This is a genomic window from Caballeronia sp. GAWG1-5s-s (assembly GCF_023631445.1).
Lineage (GTDB): Bacteria > Pseudomonadota > Gammaproteobacteria > Burkholderiales > Burkholderiaceae > Caballeronia.
This window is the reverse complement of sequence record NZ_JALQDC010000013.1, coordinates 1-15,403: the sequence shown is the minus strand read 5'-3', so window position 1 is coordinate 15,403 and position 15,403 is coordinate 1. Positions and strand designations below refer to the sequence as shown.

Sequence of the window (15,403 nt, the reverse complement as noted above, 5' to 3'; positions counted from 1 at the left end):
TCACTCAGGAAGGAAGACATCATGACGACGATTCTGCAAATCAATTCCGCCGCGCGTTCGCAAGGCGCTCAGTCGACGCTGCTCGCCGACGAACTCACCGCGAAACTGCAACAAAGCAATCCGGGCGCGAAGGTCGTTGTGCGCAATCTGCTCGCCGACAACCTGCCGCACCTCGACGACGCCACGCTAGGCGCGTTCTTCACGCCCGCCGACAAGCGCACGCCCGAGCAGGCCGCCATCGATGCGAAGAGCATCGCGCTGATCGAAGAACTGCAAGCGGCGGATATCGTCGTGATCGCGGCGCCGCTGTACAACTTCGGCATTTCGTCGCAACTGAAGGCGTACTTCGACCAGATCGCGCGGTCCGGCATCACGTTCCGCTACACGGCGAACGGTCCAGAAGGTCTCGTGAAGGGCAAGAAGGTGTTCGTGGTGTCGGCGCGCGGCGGCAAGTATGTCGGCACGCCGCATGACTCGCAGACGCCGTATCTGAAGTCGTTCCTCGGCTTCCTCGGCATGACGGATGTCAACTTCATCTACGCCGAAGGCCTGAACATGGGCGCGGACGTGGCCGGCACGGCGCTGGCGCAAGCGCGCGAGGCGATTGCGGCGCTGTAAGCGGCTTCTAGAGCCGCCGATAGTTAAAGCCCGCTGCGTCGTTCGACGCAGCGGGCTTTTTTATGCAGGCGGCAAGCGCCAGTCGATCGGCGCTCGTCCGTGTTCGACGAGATACGCGTTCGCCCGCGCGAAATGCCCGCAGCCGAGAAATCCGCGATGCGCGGAGAGCGGCGACGGATGCGGCGCTTCCAGCACGCAGTGCGCTTTGCCGGTGCCCTCGATCAACCCGCGCTTGGCCTGCGCGTGCGCGCCCCACAACATGAACACGAGGCCGTCGTGCCGCAGCGCCATCTCGTGGATGAGCGTGTCGGTGCATTGCTCCCAGCCGCGCTTCGCGTGACTGCCGGCCTTGTCGCGCTCGACCGTCAAGGACGTGTTCAGAAGCAAGACGCCTTGCTTCGCCCAAGCATCGAGACAACCATGCGACGGCGCCGCGAACCCGAGACTCGCCTGAATCTCCTTGAAGATGTTGCGCAGCGACGGCGGCGGCCGCACCGGCGCGGGCACCGAAAACGCGAGACCGTGCGCTTGCGGCGCGCCCTTGTCTTCGCCGTGATACGGGTCCTGGCCGAGAATGATGACCTTGACGTCGCCGGGGCGCGTCAGACGCAGTGCGCGAAAAACGTCGGCGGGATAGACGGTCTTGCCGGCGGCGCGCTCGGCATCCACGAACGCGCAGAGCGTCGCATAGCGCGGGCTTTCGATGAACGGCATCAAATGCCGCCGCCAGTCGGCGGGCAGCGCATCGAACTGGCTTTCGAGCGTGGTGAACGCGGGCGCGTCCGTCGCGCCTTCCGGCTCCGCAAACAGGGAAGGCTGACGATTCATGCTTCGGCGTCTTGAATACCGCTTTGCGGCTGCTCGCGCAGCCGGTAGCCGCGCTGCGCCTTGCTCAGATCTTCGGGAACGAGTTCCGGAAAAGCGCCGCGCACTTCGGCGGAAAGCGTTTCCAGCGCGTGTTCGTTACCCGACTTCAACTCGAACTCCAGTTCGCTGATTTCCGCGCGACGCGTTTCGCCGTCGACATTTGCTGTCACTTCGCCGAGGTCGAGCGCCACTTCGATCTGCGCGCCCTCGTGCTCGACGTCCCACACGATGCGCCGGTAGTCCGTGCGAAACAGCGCAACCAGTTCCGGCGCGGCGGCTTTGAGCGCCTCGCGGGCGGTTTCGTCGTCGCAGGCGGCGAGCAGCGCGTCGATTTCGAGCGCCTCGCCTTTCACCGGCATTTCCCATTCGTGGCGGCTGTGCATGCCCGCGCGCGATTCGCCGAGCGTCTTGTAGGTTTGCAGCCATTCGTCCGGCGCGCGGCGCAGGCGCAGCGCGGCCTTGGCTTCGGCGAGCGCGAGCTGAGGCGTGTCGAAGTAGACGTTGCCCAGATCGAACGGCCTGCCCGCGCCGGCGCGCTCGTCGAAGAAACGCGCCACGTCGTCGTGTTGCGACGGCGGCAGCGCCAGCTTGATTTCGCGTTCGATTGCCACGATGCAGTCCAATTAGAAGAACATGCGGGCGAGTTCCGCGCCCGGGTCGTCGGCGCGCATGAACGCCTCGCCGACGAGGAAGGTGTTTACGCGCATCGCGCGCAGCCGCTCGACGTCGAGACGCGACAGGATGCCCGATTCCGTCACCACGATACGGTCGTCCGGCATCGATTCGAGCATGCCGATGGTCGTATCGATCGTCGTCTGAAACGTGCGCAGGTTGCGATTGTTGATGCCGATGAGCGGCGTCTTGAGCGTGAGCGCGTCGCGCAGTTCGTCGGTGTCGTGGACTTCGACGAGGACCGCGAGACCGAGCGAATGCGCGTACGCTTCCAGGTCCTGCATCTGCGAGAGCTCCAGTGCTGCTGCGATCAGCAAGATGCAGTCCGCCCCCATCGCGCGAGCTTCGATCACTTGATACGGATCGACGATGAAGTCCTTGCGCAGCACCGGCAGGCTGCACGCGGCGCGCGCCTCTTCCAGATACGCGACGCTGCCTTTGAAGAACTGCACGTCGGTGAGCACGGACAGGCACGCGGCGCCGCCTTTTTCGTACGAACGCGCGATGTCGGCGGGCACGAAGTCCTCGCGTATCACGCCTTTCGACGGGCTCGCCTTCTTGATTTCCGCGATCACCGCGGCTTGCCCGGCGGCGTGCTTCGCGCGCAATGCGCCGACGAAATCGCGCAGGTCCCGCGCGCTCGCTTCGAGCTTCAGCTCTTCGAGCGGCGCGCTCTGTTCGGCGGCGCGAACTTCCTCGCGCTTGACCGCGATGATGCGATCGAGAATGTCGCTCATGATGGGTTCCGTTATTTCGTGAATTGCTGCGTGAAGCGTACCAAGGCCTCGACCTTCTCGCGCGCCGCGCCGCTTTCGATCGCTTCGCGCGCGGCGGCCATGCCTTCGGCGATCGAATCGCACCTGTCGGCGGCATAGAGCGCCGCGCCCGCGTTCAGTATGACGATCTCGCGCGCGACGCCCGCCTTGTTGTTCAGCGCGCCGAGCAGCATGGCCTTCGACTCTTGCGCGTCCTGCACTTTGAGCGAGCGGTTCGAGACCATCTGCAAGCCGAAGTCTTCCGGATGAATCTCGTACTCGCGCACTTCGCCGTGCCTCAGTTCGCCGACTTTCGTCGCCGCGCCGAGCGACACTTCGTCCATGCCGTCCTTGCCATGCACGACGAGCACGTGTTTCGCGCCGAGCCGCTGCATCACGCGAACCTGAATGCCGACGAGGTCTTCGTGGAACACGCCCTGAAGCTGGTTCGGCGCGCTCGCCGGATTCGTGAGCGGCCCGAGGATATTGAAGATGGTTCGCACGCCGAGTTCGCGCCGCACGGCCGCGATGTTCTTCATGGCCGGATGATGATTTGGCGCGAACATGAAGCCCATGCCCGTTTCGGCGATGGAGGCGGCCACTTGCTCCGGCGTCAGGTCGATGTTGACGCCGAGTGCTTCGAGCACGTCCGCGCTGCCCGACTTGCTCGACACGCCGCGATTGCCGTGCTTCGCGACTTTCGCGCCGGCTGCTGCGGTGACGAACATCGACGCCGTGGAGATGTTGAACGTGTGCGAGCCGTCGCCGCCCGTGCCGACGATATCGACGAAATTGGAGTTGTCCGCCACCTCGACGTGATTGGCGAACTCGCGCATGACGGTCGCCGCCGCCGCGATCTCGCCGATGGTTTCCTTCTTCACGCGCAAGCCGGTGATGATCGCGGCGGCCATCACGGGCGACATCTCCGCGCGCATGATCTGGCGCATGAGATGCAGCATTTCGTCGTGGAAGATTTCGCGGTGCTCGATGGTGCGTTGCAGGGCTTCTTGTGCAGTGATCGTCATGTTCTTAAGCCCGCTTGCCGGACGCCGTGTTCTTCACGAAGTTTTCGAGCAGCGCGTGGCCGTGCTCGGAAAGAATGGATTCCGGGTGGAACTGCACGCCTTCGACGGCGAGTTCCTTGTGACGCACGCCCATGATTTCGCCGTCCGCCGTCCACGCCGACACTTCCAGACAGTCCGGCAACGACTCGCGCTCGATGGCGAGCGAGTGATAGCGCGTGACGTTGAAGTGCTTCGGCAGATCGGAGAAGACGCCCTTGCAGTCCGTCTCGATCTGGCTCACCTTGCCGTGCATGATGGTCTGCGCGCGCACGACGCGCCCGCCGAACGCCTCGCCGATCGCCTGATGGCCGAGGCAGACGCCGAGAATCGGCAGCTTGCCGGAGAATTCGCGCAGCACGTCGAGCGTGATGCCCGCGTGCTGCGGGTTGCTCGGCCCGGGCGAGAGACAGATGCGCTCGGGTTGCAGTTCCGCGATCTGGTCGAGCGTGATTTCGTCGTTGCGATACGTGCGCACGTCCTCGCCGAGCTCGCCGAAGTACTGGACCAGGTTATAGGTGAACGAATCGTAGTTGTCGATCATCAGCAGCATGGTCTTGTCTCCTCAGAAGTCGCTGTCGAGGCCGTCTTGCACTTGCTCGGCCGCGCGCAGCACGGCGCGCGCCTTGTTCTCCGTCTCTTGCCATTCGGATTCGGGCACGCTGTCCGCGACGACGCCTGCCGCCGCCTGCACATACAAATTGCCTTTGTGGATGAGGCCGGTGCGAATAGCGATGGCCAAATCCATCTCGCCGCTGAACGACAGATAGCCGACTGCGCCGCCGTACAGCCCGCGCTTGACGGGCTCGAGTTCGTCGATCAGTTCCATCGCGCGGACTTTCGGTGCGCCGGAAAGCGTGCCGGCGGGAAATGTCGCGCGCAGCACGTCGAAATTGTTCATGCCCGGCTTCAATCTGCCTTCGACCGAGCTCACGATATGCTGCACGTGCGAGTACTTCTCGATGACCATCTTGTCCGTCACCGCGACCGAGCCCGTCTCCGCGATACGGCCCACGTCGTTACGCGCGAGGTCGATCAACATGACGTGTTCGGCGATTTCCTTCGGATCGTTCAGCAACTCGGTGGCGAGTTCGGCGTCGCGCTCGGGCGTGTTGCCGCGCGGCCGCGTGCCGGCGAGCGGGCGAATGGTGACGATACGGTCTTCGGCGCGCTTTTCCTGACGCACGAGAATCTCGGGCGATGCGCCGACCACGTGAACGTCGCCGCCGAAGTTGTAGTAGTACATGTACGGCGACGGATTCAGCGACCGCAACGCGCGATACAGCGAAAGCGGATTGTCGCGGAACGGCTTGATCAGCCGCTGGCCGACTTGCACCTGCATGAGTTCGCCCGCCGCGATGTACTCCTTCGCGCGACGAACGGCCTTGAGATAGTCCTCTTTCGCGAACTCGCGATACGTCTCCGTGCGCACGCTCGCCGACGTCACCGGCGGCTGAACCGTGGCGCGCAGACGGCCGCGCAACTCGCGCAGACGGTGCTTCGCCTTCGCGTACGCTTCGGGCTTCGTCGGGTCTGCATAGACGATGAGGTAGAGCTTGCCCGCCAGATTGTCGATAACCGCGACTTCTTCAGTCAGCAGCAACTGGATGTCGGGCAGGTTGAGATCGTCGCGCGGGGCCGTGTCGGCGAGCTTCTTCTCGATGTAGCGGACCGCGTCGTAACCGAAGTACCCGGCGAGACCGCCGCAAAAGCGCGGCAGGCCGGGGCGCATGGCCACTTTGAAGCGTTTCTGGAAGCGTTCGATGAACGCGAGCGGATCGCCTTCGTCGGTCTCGGTGACCGTGCCGTCCGTGACCACTTGCGACACGCCGTTCTGCACGCGCACCGTCGTGCGGGCCGGCAAGCCGATGAACGAATAACGCCCGAACCGCTCGCCGCCGACGACCGATTCCAGCAGGAAAGAGTTCGCGCCATTGCGCTCGCTCTGGGCGAGCTTAAGGTAGAGCGAGAGCGGCGTTTCGAGGTCGGCGAGGGCTTCGGCGATCAGCGGAATGCGGTTGTAACCTTCGTTCGCCAGCGATTGGAATTCGAGTTCGGTCATCTTGCGGTCCTTGAGCGACGCGTTCGTTGTGTCAGGGCGCGTCAAAGGGGATGCTTACGGCGCTGCGAGCAGCCCGTTTGCCGGATTGACGGTCGATGCGGCTTGGCCGCGCGGCATCGAACGAGTTCGATGTCACGTGAGCGGCCTGCACGTACGGCACATGCCGCGCGCAACGCTAGACGGCGCATGCCGAAGCAAGGCTCGATGTACGACCGATGTACGACCAATCAACGGAAACGGCGCGGGAATGCGCAGCGAAACAAAAAACGGTTGCTGAAGCGAGTGAAGCGGAACGCAACGTCACTTCAGCGTACCTCGGGCGAGGTTAGCGCGACCAGCGACGCCAGGGCCAGGCTCCCCGGTCGATGCTGCTCAGACTCCGTTTTCTGTTGAGAAACATGAGAGATGGACTATTCAGTCAGTGTGGTATTCGGCGGCGCAAGCGTGGCGGCAATTGCCGAAGCGGCTGCGCGCAGCGAGGAAACTATACCATCGGATTTCACCGATTGCACGGCTTTCCCATGGTTGTAACCGTAGGGCACCGTGAGCGTCGCCATGCCGGCGGCGCGGCCCGCGAGCGCGTCGTTTTCGGAATCGCCAACGGCCACCGTCTCGCGCGGCAGCACGTCCAGCCGCTCGCATGCGGTGAGCATCGGCAGCGGATCGGGTTTCTTCAACGGCACGGAATCGCCGCCGAGAATGACCTTGAAGTATTGCGCGATGCCGAAGTGCGACAGCAATTCCACCGCGAAGCGATGCGGCTTGTTCGTGACACACGCGAGCGCGATGCCGAGCTCGCGCATGGCTTCGAGCCCTGCCTCGACCTCGGGGAAAAGCGTCGAATGCTTGCCGTTGATCTTCGCGTACTCGCTTTGATACGTGGCCAGGGCGTCGTCGAACTGAGCGGTGGCCTGCGGATGCGGCAGGCGCGCGCCGAGCACGCTGCGGATCAAATTTTCCGAACCCTTGCCGATGTAGCCGACGACTTCTTCGCGGGTGGCGGGCTGGTCGATGCCCACGCGCGTCAGCATGCCGTTGAGCGCGGCGACGAAGTCGTCTGCGGTGTCGACCATCGTGCCGTCGAGGTCGATGATCGCGGCGCGGATGGGGCGGTTCGTGAATGCCGACGGCGGCGCGGTGAGCTCGCTCATTGCTGCGCTCCCGATTTCGCCAGTTCGGCGCGCATGGCGTCGATGACCTGCTTGTAGTCGTGCTTGCCGAAAATGGCCGAGCCCGCGACGAACGTGTCCGCCCCGGCCGCCGCGATTTCCGCGATGTTGTCCACTTTCACGCCGCCGTCGATTTCCAGATGAATCTCGCGGCCCGTGCGCTCGCGGTACGCGTCGACGCGCGCGCGCGCCTCGCGCAGCTTGTTGAGTGCTTCCGGAATGAACGACTGCCCGCCGAAGCCCGGATTCACCGACATGATCAGCACGAGATCGAGCCGGTCCATCACGTGATCGAGATAATTGAGCGGCGTTGCGGGATTGAAGACGAGACCCCCCTTGCAGCCGTGGTCGCGAATGAGCGAAAGCGTGCGGTCGATGTGGTCCGAACCTTCCGGGTGAAAGCTGATCACATTCGCGCCGGCTTTCGCAAAATCGGGCACGATGCGATCCACCGGCCGCACCATCAGATGCACGTCGATAGGCACTTCCGTGTGCGGGCGAATGGCTTCGCACACCATCGGGCCAATCGTGAGATTCGGCACGTAATGGTTGTCCATCACGTCGAAGTGAATCCAGTCGGCTCCCGCGGCGACGACGTTGCGGACTTCCTCGCCGAGCCGGGAAAAGTCGGCGGAAAGGATGCTGGGAGCGATGTGAAATTGCGCCATGGACGTATCCGGTTTGGGGCCGCAGGGACCACGAGACTCGATTCGCGCGGCCAAGCGTGCAGCCGACGGTCTGAAACGCAATTCTAACCCGCGCTGTCTTTAGCGTAAGTCGGCCGGACGGCCAGCTTGGCAGCGCGGAAAACGCCCGCGAGGCCCGGTCCGTGTTGCGGGCGCGGGCTGCATCAAGCAGAATGCCTGACCAGTAGCGGCGCACCCGCGCGCTGTTTTTGCGCAGCGCAGCGATGAATTGAATTGGAACGACGATGAGCCAGTACGAATTCACCGTGTCCGTCGAGACGCGATATATGCCCGAGCAGTCCGACCCGGACAGCCGCCAATACGCGTTCGCCTACACGCTGACGATCCGCAATACGGGCCATGTGACGGCTCAGTTGATTTCGCGCCACTGGATCATCACGGATAGCGACAATCAGGTGCAGGAAGTGAAGGGGCTAGGCGTGGTCGGCCAGCAGCCGTTGCTTGCGCCGGGCGAGCAGTTCGAATATACGAGCTGGGCTGTGATCGCGACGCCGGTGGGCACCATGCGCGGCGAGTACTTCTGCGTGGCGGACGACGGCGAACGCTTCGAAGCGCCCATCGCGGAATTCGCGTTGCACGTGCCGCGCACGCTGCACTAAGTGCGCAGGCAGCGGCCGAGCGCAAATCAACGACGTTTGGCCGAATCGTTCGCGCGGTTCTGGTGTTTCTTTTTGCCCGAAGCCGTCCACGCGACGATGAAAATCAAGAGCCCGAGCGCCACGAGCGCCTCGAGCGCGAAGATCAGCATTGGATATTCGTCGAACAGATCAGACATGGCGGTTCCCATCAAGAACGAGCATTGTATGCGGTTAGCGCCACGCGCCGCGCGAGGAGCGGCCTGGGCCGCGTCGATTGCAACGGCCGTGCTGCTCGCCTCGTGCGGCGGCGGCAGTTACGTGAAGCCGGGGCCGAGCACGGCGGGCGGCACGCCCATTACCACCGGCCAGCGCGCGTCGTCGCGACTCACCGCAGTCAGTTGGCAGCAGGTTCCCGGCTGGCAGGACGATAGTCTGATCGGCGCGACGGCTGCGCTCCGACAAAACTGCAGCCGGCTCGCGCGCCAGCCCGGATGGCAGAAGGCATGCGCGGCGGCACAAAGCCTCGACGATCTGGACATGTCGGCGGCGCGCAGTTTCTTCGAAGCGTATTTCACGCCGTTCCAGCTCGCCAATACCGACGGCACCGTCGACGGCCTCGTGACCGGCTATTACGAGCCGTTGCTGCGCGGCTCGCGCACGCGCCACGGTGCTTATCAGTACGCGTTGTATCGCTGGCCGTATCGGTACAAGCCGGGCTCCGCGCTGCCGGCGCGCGCGCAACTCGAACGCTCCGGCGTGCTGAACGGCAACGAACTCGTGTGGGTCGACGACCCCATCGAAGCGTTCTTCCTGCAAGTGCAGGGGTCGGGGCGCATCGTGATGGAAGACGGCAGCGTCATGCGCGTGGGTTTCGGCGGGACGAATAACCAGCCGTACCGATCCATCGGCAAAGAGTTGCTCGATCGCGGCGAACTCACGCCCGCGCAGGCGACGATGCAGGGCATCAAGGCGTGGGCGAAGGCGAACCCGGCGCGCGTCGATGCGCTGCTCGACGTGAACCCGCGCTTCGTCTTCTTCCGCGAGATGCCCGCGAACGACGTGATGAGCGCGAGTCTCGGCGATGGCCCCGTCGGCGCGCTCGGCGTACCGCTCACGCCCGAACGTTCGATTGCCGTCGATCCGTCTGCCATTCCGCTCGGCACGCCCGTGTTCCTGCAGACCACGCGGCCGCTCAGCAACCAGCCGATGAACCGCCTCGTCTTCGCGCAGGACACCGGCACGGCGATCAAGGGCGGCGTGCGCGCCGATTACTTCTGGGGCCTCGGCGACGATGCCGGCGATCTTGCCGGACGCATGAAGCAAGGCGGCCGGATGTGGCTGCTGATGCCGAACTCCTGAACGCATCGACTTACGCGCTCACATTGCGCTTGTCGACCACACGCCGCGCCTTGCCGACCGACCTTTCGATGCCATTGACCGCAAGGACTTTCACGACCGCGCTCACGCCGATGAGCGCCTTGATGTCATAGGCAAGCGCGGTCTTCGCACTCTCCAACGCGGCTAGATCCGGCGCCGATTCCGGACACGGCTCGCAGTTGAGCGTGAGAACGTCGAGCGGGCCGTCCTTCGTCAGCACGATCTGATAATGCGGCGCGAGCACGGGACGCTTCAGCAGCAATTCCTCGATCTGCGTCGGGAACACGTTGACGCCCCGCACGATCATCATGTCGTCGGAGCGGCCGGTGATCTTTTCCATGCGGCGCATCGTCCGAGCGGTGCCGGGCAAAAGGCGCGTCAGATCGCGTGTGCGATAGCGGATGATCGGCAACGCTTCCTTCGTGAGCGAGGTGAACACGAGCTCGCCGAATTCGCCATCGGGCAGGACTTCGCCCGTTTCGGGATCGATGATCTCGGGATAGAAGTGATCTTCCCAGATCGTCGGGCCGTCCTTGGTCTCGGCGCACTCGGACGCTACGCCCGGTCCCATGACCTCCGACAATCCGTAAATGTCCACGGCATCGATACCCATGCGTTGCTCGATGGCACGGCGCATGTCGTTCGTCCACGGCTCCGCGCCGAAAATGCCGATGCGCAGTGACGAGTTCGACGGATCCAAGCCTTGCCGCTCGAGCTCGTCCGCAATCGACAGCATGTAGCTCGGCGTGACCATGATGATGTCGGGCCGGAAGTCCTGGATCAGTTGCACCTGCTTCTCGGTTTGCCCGCCGCCGAACGGAATCACGGTGAGCCCCGCGCGTTCGGCGCCGTAGTGCGCGCCGAGCCCGCCGGTGAAGAGGCCGTAGCCATAGCTCACGTGCACCTTGTCGCCGCGCCGCGCGCCCGCTGCGCGAATCGAGCGCGCGACGAGATCCGCCCACGTGTCGATATCTTTCGCCGTGTAGCCGACGACTGTCGGCTTGCCCGTGGTTCCCGACGACGCGTGAATACGCGCGACTCGCCCTTGCGGCACGGCGAACATGCCGAACGGATAGTTGTCGCGCAGGTCCTTCTTGGTCGTGAACGGAAACCGCGCGAGATCGGCGAGTGACTGCACTTCGTCGGGATGCACGCCCGCTTCGTCGAACTTGCGCCGGTAGACCGGCGAGTTCTCGTAGGCGTGCTTCAGCGTCCATTTCAGGCGTTGCAGTTGCAACGCGACGAGCTCGTCGCGGCTCGCCTTTTCGATCGGATCGAGCGGCAATGCTGTGGTCATCAGTGTCTCCTTCATGCTCGCTGTCGTGGTGCGCTGGACGGCCCGTCAGACGGGAATCACAGTTCCCTTGATTTGCGCCGACTTGCCGCGAAACATCGCCACCGTTTCGCTGTCGCGGTTGGTCACGCGGATGTCGTAGATGCCCGCGCGTCCGCTCAACGTCTGTTCGACCGCCTCCGCAGTGAGCCGGTCGCCGCCTTGCACGGGCCGCAAAAACTCGATCGAGCAGCCCGCCGCGACCGTGCTGACGTTGTACGAATTGCACGCGAAGGCGAACGCGGAATCCGCGAGCGTGAAGATCAGACCGCCGTGGCAGATCGCGTGACCGTTCAGGAAGTCAGGACGGACGTTCATCTGCAGGCGGGCATAGCCCGGGCGCACTTCTATCAACTCGATACCGAGCGCGCGCGAGCAAGCGTCCGCTTCGTACATGGCCTTGGCGGTGGCTTCCGCCAGCTGTTGAGGCGTCACAAGTCTCTCCGGTAATGGTCTTACAGGCCCTCGAAGCGCGGCGCGCGCTTCTCCTTGAACGCCGCGACGCCCTCGATATAGTCGGGCGATGCGCCCAGTTCGCGTTGAATGTCGCGTTCGAGGTCGAGCTGGGCATCGAACGTGTTGTTCGCGCTCGCACCCATCAGTTGTTTGATCGCGGCCACTGCGCGCGCCGGCTGTTGCGCGAGTTGCGCCGCCAGTTGCGCGGCGGCCTGCTGCAATTCACTGTCTTCGACGACCCGCCACACGATGCCCCAGGCTTCCGCCTTTTCCGCGCTCAACTTGTCGCCGGTGAGCGCGAGGGCGAGGGCACGCGCTTCGCCGACGCGGCGCGGCAGCAGCCACGTCCCGCCCGAATCGGGCACAAGGCCGATCTTCACGAATGCCTGAATGAAGCTTGCCGAGCGCGCGGCGATGACGAGGTCGCACGCCATCGCCAGATTCGCGCCCGCGCCGGCGGCTGTGCCATTGACGGCAGCGATGACGGGTAGCGACATCGTCTGCAGGCGGCGCACGAGCGGATTGAAGTGCGCGTCGATCAGCTCGCCGAGGTCGGACATCGAACCGGGCGTGAAGTCGAGGTCGGCCAAGTCCTGTCCCGCACAGAAGCCGCGCCCCGCGCCCGTGATGACGACCGCGCGCGCGTTGCTGGCCTCTACCTCCGTGAGCGCGTGGCTGAGATGGCCGTGCATTTCGCGCGTGAAACTGTTCAGCTTGTCCGGGCGGTTCAGCGTGATGGTCGCGACGCGCGTATCGCCGTCGATGTGATACAGGACAGACTTCTCTGACATGGCATCTCCTTGGACAGGTGCCGGCTGCGTTGCTCACTCACCCGCCGATACTAGGCGTGCTGCGCGCCGCTTTCCATTCGGCCGAACGGCATAAGCCGATTGCACGCTTTCGCGTGTTGTCGTTTTCGCCTATGCCGTTTGGCCAGCTTCCGCGGGCGTTGCTTTCGGGGCAACATGAACCCGACTCTGAACAACCCGGAAGCGATTCGCGACGAAGGCGGCATCCGCGAGCGCGGCGTTGGCGGCCGGGTTGGCGCCGGTGCCATGGAAGTCCGAAAACGCGGCCGACTGATTGACGAACACGCCACCGGTCAGATTGATCGAAAGCGCGACGCCGCCGCGTATCGCGGCCTCATGAGCGGAATGAATGACGACGTCGTCGGTGCTGTAGACGGACAACGTAAGCGCGCCGTGCTCCTGAGCGATCGAGCCGGCGAGGTGGAGGGACTGCGCGGTCGAATCCGTCGCGATGACGAACGAGATGGGGCCGAACCATTCCTTCGTGAACTTCGCTTGGTCGGAGCGGGCGTCCATCTTGAGCAGGAGAGGCGTATGAATGCGCGCGTCGGGGAAACCCGGATGGGTGAGCGTCTGGCTATCGAGCAATACCTCGCCGATTGCGCGGGCCTCGGCAATGCGCGCGACGACGCCTTCGTTCTGGATTGCGCCGATCAGCTCGACGGCGCGCGCTGCATCCGACGTCAGCTTCTCGACCGCGCCGGCGAGCGACTTCGCGACATCGTCGAAGCTCAAGTGACCGTCGGCGGTGCTGATGCCGTCGCGCGACACGTAGATGTTCTGCGGCGCGGTGCACATCTGACCGGAGTAGAGCGCGAGCGAGAACGCGATGTTGCGAGCGGCGGCTTTCATGTCGTCGACGGAATCGATGACGATCTGGTTGACGCCCGCCTTCTCGGTGTAGACCTGAGCCTGATGCGCATTGCGCTCGAGCCAGGTGCCGTTTTGCGTGCTGCCGGTGAAGTCGATGACTTTGATCTCGGGGCGAACCGCGAGCTGCTGCACGAGCGGGCCGTCATTCGGCTCCGTTGCGAGCAGCGTGACGATGTTGGGATCGAAGCCCGCTTCGCGAAGCACCTCTCGGGCGATTCGGACGGTGATTGCCAGCGGCAGGATCGCGCCCGGATGGGGTTTGACGATGACGGTGTTGCCGGTGGCGAGATCGGCGAAGAGACCGGGGTATCCATTCCACGTCGGAAACGTGCAGCAGCCGAGCACGAGCGCGGTGCCGCGAGGTACGACGGTGTAGCGCTTGTGCATGGCGAGCGGCGGATTCTTGCCCTGCGGCTTTTCCCAGTGCGCTTCGGAAGGAATGCGGCGCAACTGGTCCCAGGCGTAGACCACGGCCTCGAGCGCGCGGTCCTGCGCGTGCGGGCCGCCTGCTTGGAAGGCCATCATGAACGCCTGTCCGGTGGTGTGCATCACGCTGTAGCCGATCTCGAAGCTCGCGCGATTGAGCCGTGACAGGATCTCGAGGCTCACGCCGACCCACGCCTGCGGACCGGCGGCGCGCCATTCGACCTGCGCTTTCGCAGCAGCGTGAATGAGCGCGTCCGGGTCCGCCTTCGGATAGCGAATATCGAGCGCGATGCCGAAAGGCGATTGCTCTTTGCCGACGGTTTCGCCCGTCGACGGTTGGTCCAGTTCGAACGTCTTGCCGAGGTACGCCTTGAACGTCGCTTCTCCGTCCGCGTTGGCGGTTTCCCCGTACACTTTGGGACTGGGCATTTCGGCGAACGGGCTCCAGTAGCCGCGGGTTTCGATGGCAGCGAGAGCTTGGTCGAGCATCGCCTCATGCTTCGTGAATAGCGGATGTGTCATGGTCGCGAGAACGGAAGTGAAGGACGGTTCAGCCGATTAATTAACCGACCGGTTGGTTGGTGATGTTAGCATTATCGAGATGACGGACAAGAGGTCTTTTCATTAGGACTTACCTGAGGATCGCTAGGAGGAGCGCATGACTTACGAGAATCTGCTGGTCGAGACACGCGGGCGGGTCGGACTGATCACGCTGAATCGCCCGAAGGCGCTGAACGCGTTGAACGATGCGTTAATGGATGAGCTCGGCGCGGCCCTGAAGTCGTTCGACGCGGACGACGACATCGGTGCGATCGTGCTGACCGGCAGTGAGAAGGCTTTCGCGGCGGGCGCGGACATCGGCATGATGGCCAAGTATTCCTATATGGACGTCTACAAAGGCGACTACATCACGCGGAATTGGGAGACGATCCGGTCCATTCGGAAGCCGATCATCGCTGCGGTGGCCGGGTTCGCGCTCGGCGGCGGGTGCGAGTTGGCCATGATGTGCGACATCGTCATCGCGGCGGACACGGCGAAGTTCGGTCAGCCGGAAATTAAGCTCGGCGTGATTCCGGGCGCGGGCGGCACGCAGCGCCTGCCGCGCGCCGTATCGAAGGCGAAAGCGATGGACATGTGTCTCACGGCGCGAATGATGGACGCAGCCGAAGCCGAGCGTGCGGGCTTGGTGTCGCGCGTGGTGGGAGCCGAGCGTCTGCTCGACGAGGCTGTGGAAGCCGCGACCATCATCGCAGGCTTCTCGTTGCCGGCGGTCATGATGGCCAAGGAGTCGGTGAACCGCGCCTATGAGACGACGCTTGCCGAAGGCGTTCACTTCGAGCGGCGTTTGTTCCATTCGCTGTTCGCGACCGAGGATCAGAAGGAGGGAATGTCGGCGTTCGTCGAGAAGCGCAAACCGGCGTTCAAACATCGATAATTTCTTGCGCGGAACCCTTGCGTATTGCCGCGCCGGTCACTAGAATTCCGTTCCTTCGCGATTCAACAAACGCGAAGGAAGCGGGAAGTAGTGGTGTCGTGGTTGGCTTGGAAGGTGAGAAGTGTTCCGAGCGCGGTTGACGAGTGAAATGCTTCAAAAACTTGTTGACACTGACCGAAACGACGTACATAATCTCGTTTCTCTG

At 63.8% G+C, this 15,403-nt stretch carries 18 protein-coding genes; 4 read left to right on the top strand and 14 right to left on the bottom strand.

From position 1 onward, the window contains the following. The first annotated feature begins 21 nt into the window (after positions 1-21). A complete protein-coding gene (locus NCR34_RS12180; RefSeq protein WP_248320563.1) occupies positions 22-618 on the top strand; it encodes an FMN-dependent NADH-azoreductase in 597 nt (198 codons plus the stop codon). Between the two features lie 60 nt (positions 619-678). Here the strand turns inward: NCR34_RS12180 and NCR34_RS12175 are convergent, their stop codons facing one another. From NCR34_RS12175 to rpe, 8 genes are all read right to left on the bottom strand, one after another. Beyond that, positions 679-1,446 (bottom strand): uracil-DNA glycosylase, encoded by a 768-nt coding sequence (locus NCR34_RS12175; RefSeq protein WP_248320562.1) that lies wholly within the window; start codon positions 1,444-1,446, stop codon positions 679-681. After that, the gene (locus tag NCR34_RS12170; protein WP_248320561.1) at positions 1,443-2,096 is read right to left on the bottom strand and encodes a CYTH domain-containing protein; all 654 of its coding nucleotides are present in this window, start codon (positions 2,094-2,096) and stop codon (positions 1,443-1,445) included. Before NCR34_RS12170 ends, NCR34_RS12175 begins: the two co-directional genes overlap by 4 nt. Before the next feature lie 12 nt (positions 2,097-2,108). After that, positions 2,109-2,894 carry an indole-3-glycerol phosphate synthase TrpC gene (trpC, locus tag NCR34_RS12165; protein ID WP_248320560.1) on the bottom strand — a complete coding sequence of 262 codons (786 nt, stop codon included), beginning with the start codon at positions 2,892-2,894 and terminating at the stop codon, positions 2,109-2,111. Between the two features lie 11 nt (positions 2,895-2,905). Then, on the bottom strand, positions 2,906-3,937 hold the full coding sequence (trpD, locus tag NCR34_RS12160; RefSeq protein ID WP_248320559.1) for an anthranilate phosphoribosyltransferase: 1,032 nt from the start codon (positions 3,935-3,937) through the stop codon (positions 2,906-2,908). Positions 3,938-3,941: 4 nt separating this feature from the next. Next, the gene (locus tag NCR34_RS12155; protein ID WP_159837057.1) at positions 3,942-4,526 is read right to left on the bottom strand and encodes an aminodeoxychorismate/anthranilate synthase component II; all 585 of its coding nucleotides are present in this window, start codon (positions 4,524-4,526) and stop codon (positions 3,942-3,944) included. Positions 4,527-4,538: 12 nt separating this feature from the next. Further along, positions 4,539-6,035, bottom strand: a complete 1,497-nt coding sequence (gene trpE, locus NCR34_RS12150) for an anthranilate synthase component I (protein WP_175946637.1) — start codon at positions 6,033-6,035, stop codon at positions 4,539-4,541. Between the two features lie 410 nt (positions 6,036-6,445). Next, positions 6,446-7,186, bottom strand: coding sequence for a phosphoglycolate phosphatase (gene gph, locus NCR34_RS12145; RefSeq protein WP_250500048.1), 741 nt, complete (start codon positions 7,184-7,186; stop codon positions 6,446-6,448). Beyond that, positions 7,183-7,872, bottom strand: coding sequence for a ribulose-phosphate 3-epimerase (rpe, locus tag NCR34_RS12140; RefSeq protein WP_250500047.1), 690 nt, complete (start codon positions 7,870-7,872; stop codon positions 7,183-7,185). The genes gph and rpe overlap by 4 nt, the downstream gene beginning before the upstream one ends. Before the next feature lie 263 nt (positions 7,873-8,135). Between rpe and apaG the strand changes: the two genes are divergently transcribed. After that, positions 8,136-8,510, top strand: coding sequence for a Co2+/Mg2+ efflux facilitator ApaG/CorD (apaG, locus tag NCR34_RS12135; RefSeq protein ID WP_250473135.1), 375 nt, complete (start codon positions 8,136-8,138; stop codon positions 8,508-8,510). A 26-nt stretch (positions 8,511-8,536) separates the two neighbouring features. Here the strand turns inward: apaG and NCR34_RS28345 are convergent, their stop codons facing one another. Then, entirely contained in the window at positions 8,537-8,686 is a 150-nt protein-coding gene (locus tag NCR34_RS28345; protein ID WP_502800073.1) for a hypothetical protein, read from the bottom strand. Here NCR34_RS28345 and mltA point away from each other — a divergent pair. Continuing rightward, a complete protein-coding gene (gene mltA, locus NCR34_RS12130) occupies positions 8,685-9,848 on the top strand; it encodes a murein transglycosylase A (protein ID WP_502800072.1) in 1,164 nt (387 codons plus the stop codon). The genes NCR34_RS28345 and mltA overlap by 2 nt on opposite strands. A gap of 10 nt (positions 9,849-9,858) precedes the next feature. On the opposite strand, the gene paaK is transcribed toward mltA, so the two are convergent. The 4 genes from paaK to paaN form a co-directional block, all read right to left on the bottom strand. Beyond that, complete coding sequence (gene paaK / locus NCR34_RS12125) at positions 9,859-11,163, bottom strand: phenylacetate--CoA ligase PaaK (RefSeq protein WP_250500045.1); 1,305 nt, start codon at positions 11,161-11,163, stop codon at positions 9,859-9,861. Positions 11,164-11,208: 45 nt separating this feature from the next. Next, complete coding sequence (paaI, locus tag NCR34_RS12120; protein WP_241269903.1) at positions 11,209-11,595, bottom strand: hydroxyphenylacetyl-CoA thioesterase PaaI; 387 nt, start codon at positions 11,593-11,595, stop codon at positions 11,209-11,211. Positions 11,596-11,654: 59 nt separating this feature from the next. After that, positions 11,655-12,446, bottom strand: a complete 792-nt coding sequence (paaG, locus tag NCR34_RS12115; RefSeq protein WP_250500044.1) for a 2-(1,2-epoxy-1,2-dihydrophenyl)acetyl-CoA isomerase PaaG — start codon at positions 12,444-12,446, stop codon at positions 11,655-11,657. A 129-nt stretch (positions 12,447-12,575) separates the two neighbouring features. Then, positions 12,576-14,285 carry a phenylacetic acid degradation protein PaaN gene (paaN, locus tag NCR34_RS12110; RefSeq protein ID WP_250500043.1) on the bottom strand — a complete coding sequence of 570 codons (1,710 nt, stop codon included), beginning with the start codon at positions 14,283-14,285 and terminating at the stop codon, positions 12,576-12,578. 136 nt (positions 14,286-14,421) lie between these two features. On the opposite strand from paaN, the gene NCR34_RS12105 reads away from it, so the two are divergent. Next, complete coding sequence (locus NCR34_RS12105; protein WP_175946657.1) at positions 14,422-15,198, top strand: enoyl-CoA hydratase; 777 nt, start codon at positions 14,422-14,424, stop codon at positions 15,196-15,198. Here the strand turns inward: NCR34_RS12105 and NCR34_RS12100 are convergent. Next, the coding region (locus tag NCR34_RS12100; protein WP_250500042.1) for a hypothetical protein at positions 15,185-15,403 on the bottom strand (219 nt) is incomplete at its 5' end. The two genes, NCR34_RS12105 and NCR34_RS12100, sit on opposite strands and share 14 nt — an antisense overlap.

Bases quoted from the DNA above. Each gene is read 5' to 3' on its own strand.
- NCR34_RS12175 (WP_248320562.1), bottom strand. From the start codon at position 1,446: ATGAATCGTCAGCCTTCCCTGTTTGCGGAGCCGGAAGGCGCGACGGAC.
- NCR34_RS28345 (WP_502800073.1), bottom strand. From the start codon at position 8,686: ATGTCTGATCTGTTCGACGAATATCCAATGCTGATCTTCGCGCTCGAG.
- paaK (WP_250500045.1), bottom strand. From the start codon at position 11,163: ATGACCACAGCATTGCCGCTCGATCCGATCGAAAAGGCGAGCCGCGAC.
- paaG (WP_250500044.1), bottom strand. From the start codon at position 12,446: ATGTCAGAGAAGTCTGTCCTGTATCACATCGACGGCGATACGCGCGTC.
- rpe (WP_250500047.1), bottom strand. From the start codon at position 7,872: ATGGCGCAATTTCACATCGCTCCCAGCATCCTTTCCGCCGACTTTTCC.
- NCR34_RS12180 (WP_248320563.1), top strand. From the start codon at position 22: ATGACGACGATTCTGCAAATCAATTCCGCCGCGCGTTCGCAAGGCGCT.
- gph (WP_250500048.1), bottom strand. From the start codon at position 7,186: ATGAGCGAGCTCACCGCGCCGCCGTCGGCATTCACGAACCGCCCCATC.
- NCR34_RS12105 (WP_175946657.1), top strand. From the start codon at position 14,422: ATGACTTACGAGAATCTGCTGGTCGAGACACGCGGGCGGGTCGGACTG.
- trpD (WP_248320559.1), bottom strand. From the start codon at position 3,937: ATGACGATCACTGCACAAGAAGCCCTGCAACGCACCATCGAGCACCGC.
- trpC (WP_248320560.1), bottom strand. From the start codon at position 2,894: ATGAGCGACATTCTCGATCGCATCATCGCGGTCAAGCGCGAGGAAGTT.
- trpE (WP_175946637.1), bottom strand. From the start codon at position 6,035: ATGACCGAACTCGAATTCCAATCGCTGGCGAACGAAGGTTACAACCGC.
- paaN (WP_250500043.1), bottom strand. From the start codon at position 14,285: ATGACACATCCGCTATTCACGAAGCATGAGGCGATGCTCGACCAAGCT.
- mltA (WP_502800072.1), top strand. From the start codon at position 8,685: ATGGCGGTTCCCATCAAGAACGAGCATTGTATGCGGTTAGCGCCACGC.
- paaI (WP_241269903.1), bottom strand. From the start codon at position 11,595: ATGTACGAAGCGGACGCTTGCTCGCGCGCGCTCGGTATCGAGTTGATA.
- apaG (WP_250473135.1), top strand. From the start codon at position 8,136: ATGAGCCAGTACGAATTCACCGTGTCCGTCGAGACGCGATATATGCCC.
- NCR34_RS12155 (WP_159837057.1), bottom strand. From the start codon at position 4,526: ATGCTGCTGATGATCGACAACTACGATTCGTTCACCTATAACCTGGTC.